The following is a 3,114-nucleotide window of genomic DNA, read 5'->3' as shown; positions in this document are numbered from 1 at the left end:
CGGTCGGCAAGTCTTGGAACGGGTAGTCCCGCAACACCGTGTGAAACCCCGGCTTGCGCTCAGTGGTCTCCACATGAAACGGCACGCCCCGAAAGCTCGCCTGTTGAAGCTCATCAATCCAGCTCATTTGCTATACCCCGCCGGGTTAGTTGATCCGGGATTGATACGAATCAATGAGGGCTGCTGCGCCACGGTGGGCGACAGCGTCACGCGGTCATCGGTCACCCGCACATTGATATCAAGCTGGCCCTGACCAATTTGCACTTGCGCAGATTGGCCGCCCAGTTGCCCGCCGAACGGCTGAGTGCCCATGCCCGGCGCACTCAGCGACAAAAAATCCATCGCAGGCGGCATACCCATGCCCGAAACTGCAAAGGGCGGTCTTGCGCCTGGCACTGCATTCAAAGGGGAAGGCTGTGCGGGCGTCGCCCACCGGTTGGACAGCCAGTCGCCACCAGCACCTAAAGCCGCCGTACCACCAGCCGCGCCCAACGCGGCCAGCACCCAAGGGGCGGCCAAGCCGCCCGTGAATATCGTGGCACCCGCACCAAGCACACCAGCAGCAATCATCGTCTTGGGATGGTTGGACGCCCACGACGCCGTATTAGCGGCCCCCGAGGTCAGGGCCTCGCCAGTCGTGCCCACCATCGCGTTCTGCGTATTCACGCCCACATCAAGCATCTTTCCGTAACCCGACTGCTTCACGTCTTCGAGATTTTTAGCCAGCTGGCCGCTTTTTTGCGCGAGCTGGCCACGCTCCATCATCTTGACCAAGTTGGGGTCTTTGTCCGTGTCAGGCGCATCAATCGAGTTCATCATTTCGCGCCAAAAAAGCTGTGTGTAATGTTCTCGAATACCGGCCATGCCCATCATGAAAGGGTTATCCAAGTGCTTGCTCTTCATCTCACGGGCTAGCCCCACAATGCCGTCCACGCCGCCTTCGCCCTTGAAGTTGCCGTCTTTGTCAAAGTAGTCCGTCACCTTGATGCCAAACTTCATCAAGCCTGTCGCGCCCTGTGAATGCTTCTTACCGTCTAGGCCCGTCATGTGCGGGGTTGTGATGTGAGCCAAGCCCTCTTTGATGATGGTCGACACCTCACTTGGGTTGCGCACGGTGGCATTGCGCATCATGCGCTGCGTCAAAGCGCCCATAAAGTTCAACCCGCGCTCACCCTTAATGCCCACCGTCTTGGCCGAGTTCAAGAAGTCAGGCGCTTGACGCGCCATGTCCATCGTTTCAAAACGGCCACTTGTTGCATGGCTGTAAAGCATGTCCAGCATGGCTGGCACACGCTCCTCTTTGATGCCCGATTTGGTCACCATGTCAAACACTAAGTCGGCGATCTCATCGGGCGCGGCGTCAAACACTTGGGCCGAGTTCACCACCGCAGGCGTGAGCTTACGGATGGAGTCCATCTTCAAGCCCGCGTTTGCCAACCGAAACTGCGCCTTGCTCACGTCGAGCGGCTTGTTCAAACTGGACTTTGATAAATCAATGGCGTCTTGGCGAAGTGCGGCCACATCCTCATTGCTGAGCTGGGCATTGAACTTCATCTTGAGCTGCAACTTCTCAAACTCCATGTTGTCGTCAAAGGCGGTGCGTGCAAGGCGCGTAGCGCCAACAATGCCCGCCAGCCGCTGCGCGTCACCCATCAATGAGTTTGGAGCGCCTTTACCGTCTTTGCCGTCAGCGCCAACGCCGCCCAGCGGCTTGCTCAAAGCATCACGCAGCTTCATAGCACTATTACGTGCGCGGTCAATCTGGTTGCCTAACTGCTGGATGTAGCCCACTTGGCGCGTGCTTCCGGTGTTGCCGCCCATCTGAGTGATTGCGCGGTCGAGCGCCACAAACTTGCTGGTGGTGCCGGTGATTTCACCCTGCATCTGGCCTACATCTTTGCCTGCTTTACCGGCCCACTTGCCCAGCTCGTTGAAACGCGCAGAGGTGCCAGCGACGGCTTTGTTCATCTGCTCATGCGCCTTTTCCAGCGTCTTTGCCTCAGCGGTTGAGCGCTGACCAATCGTGCTGACCAGATCAATAAAGTACTTGAGCTTGAGTTCGCGCATAGGGTCTTACGTGTTGCGTTGCATCAGCTCACGCTGCATCGCTTTGAGCCGCGCCAGGGGCACCAGCTCCAGCGTAAGTGGCGAGCAATGTAGGGCCAGACTCAGGCTCAGCAGCATTCGCTCCCACTCCTGTAGTCGGGCCCACGGGCTGTGGGGCTTGGGTGGGTTTGACCTCCTGCCCACGCATCACCGCGTCAAATTGCTCTTGCGTCATATTTCCGTAGCGCACCTCAGCGGCAAGCGTCAACAGGAAAACACGCTTCTCAATCAGCCCCAAGTCATGGCTGCTCAACTTGCCCAGCACGTCATCACCCAGCACCGCGCTGTGCAGCTTGTTGCCGTCGCACTCCATCCAGTCCACATGGCGCAGGGTCAAGGCGTAACGAAAGTCGGCGTCGCTCACCATCAAACGAGGCTGGCCACCAACCGTTACTACACGCTCTGCCACCTTTTGGGCTTCACGCTCATCAAAGATATTTGTTTCTCGCAGACGCACAGTGCGATAGCGAATTTCCCGCCCGTCAGACTGAACGGGCAACCCGTCCGCAAGGGTCAAGTCGTAAAGGCTGGCAATGGTTGGGGTGCTTCTTGTGTCCATGCCTTGCAGTGTCGGCATTCGTCAACACACCGTCACGGTGAAACACTTCACCAAAAACAAAAGGCCCCGAAGGGCCTTTTGTGGTCAGTGTGCAATCAGCTTTTTAGAGCCACTGCAACGGCGAGAGCAGGTTGAACGTCACGTCTACCGTGCCCGCTCCAATCTTCCCCATCTTGGCAAAGCCGCAATTAGGTGCCACCGCCTTACGGCCCGTTGCAGAGTCGCGCATAGCAATCTGCACACCGCGCATCTTCACAAAATCGTCGGGGTTGGTGGTTGGGCCAAAGTTCAGTTTGGCGTTCAATGTACGGGCCACGCGTTTGCGCTTTTCGCTGTCGTCACCGCTTGCAGCGGGCACCACCTCATACTCATAGCCAGCGCCGCCTTCAACTTCGCCGCTGCTGTCTTCAAAGTCCAACGCAATGCCGCCCACGATGATGGTGTCTATT

4 protein-coding genes are annotated in these 3,114 nt (G+C 57.8%); all 4 read right to left on the bottom strand.

The window, feature by feature from the left end:
• Positions 1-127: DNA circularization N-terminal domain-containing protein (locus RMR24_RS13555; protein WP_405023326.1), on the bottom strand; the 127-nt coding region annotated here is incomplete at its 3' end.
• Positions 124-2,067 (bottom strand): phage tail tape measure protein, encoded by a 1,944-nt coding sequence (locus RMR24_RS12675; protein WP_310615447.1) that lies wholly within the window; start codon positions 2,065-2,067, stop codon positions 124-126. The genes RMR24_RS12675 and RMR24_RS13555, both read right to left, overlap by 4 nt.
• A gap of 28 nt (positions 2,068-2,095) precedes the next feature.
• Entirely contained in the window at positions 2,096-2,683 is a 588-nt protein-coding gene (locus tag RMR24_RS12670) for a hypothetical protein (protein WP_310615446.1), read from the bottom strand.
• An 85-nt stretch (positions 2,684-2,768) separates the two neighbouring features.
• Positions 2,769-3,114 (bottom strand): hypothetical protein (locus RMR24_RS12665; RefSeq protein WP_310615445.1); only part of this gene is annotated, 346 nt, incomplete at its 5' end.

This window comes from Limnohabitans sp. (assembly GCF_031539105.1).
In the GTDB taxonomy this organism is placed as follows: domain Bacteria; phylum Pseudomonadota; class Gammaproteobacteria; order Burkholderiales; family Burkholderiaceae_C; genus Limnohabitans.
Note: the sequence above shows the minus strand (reverse complement) of the source record. Positions and strands in the feature narration are given on the sequence as shown.

What these genes read in the sequence shown, in the direction of transcription:
- RMR24_RS12675 (WP_310615447.1), bottom strand. Translation starts at nt 2,067, where the DNA reads ATGCGCGAACTCAAGCTCAAGTACTTTATTGATCTGGTCAGCACGATT.
- RMR24_RS12670 (WP_310615446.1), bottom strand. Translation starts at nt 2,683, where the DNA reads ATGCCGACACTGCAAGGCATGGACACAAGAAGCACCCCAACCATTGCC.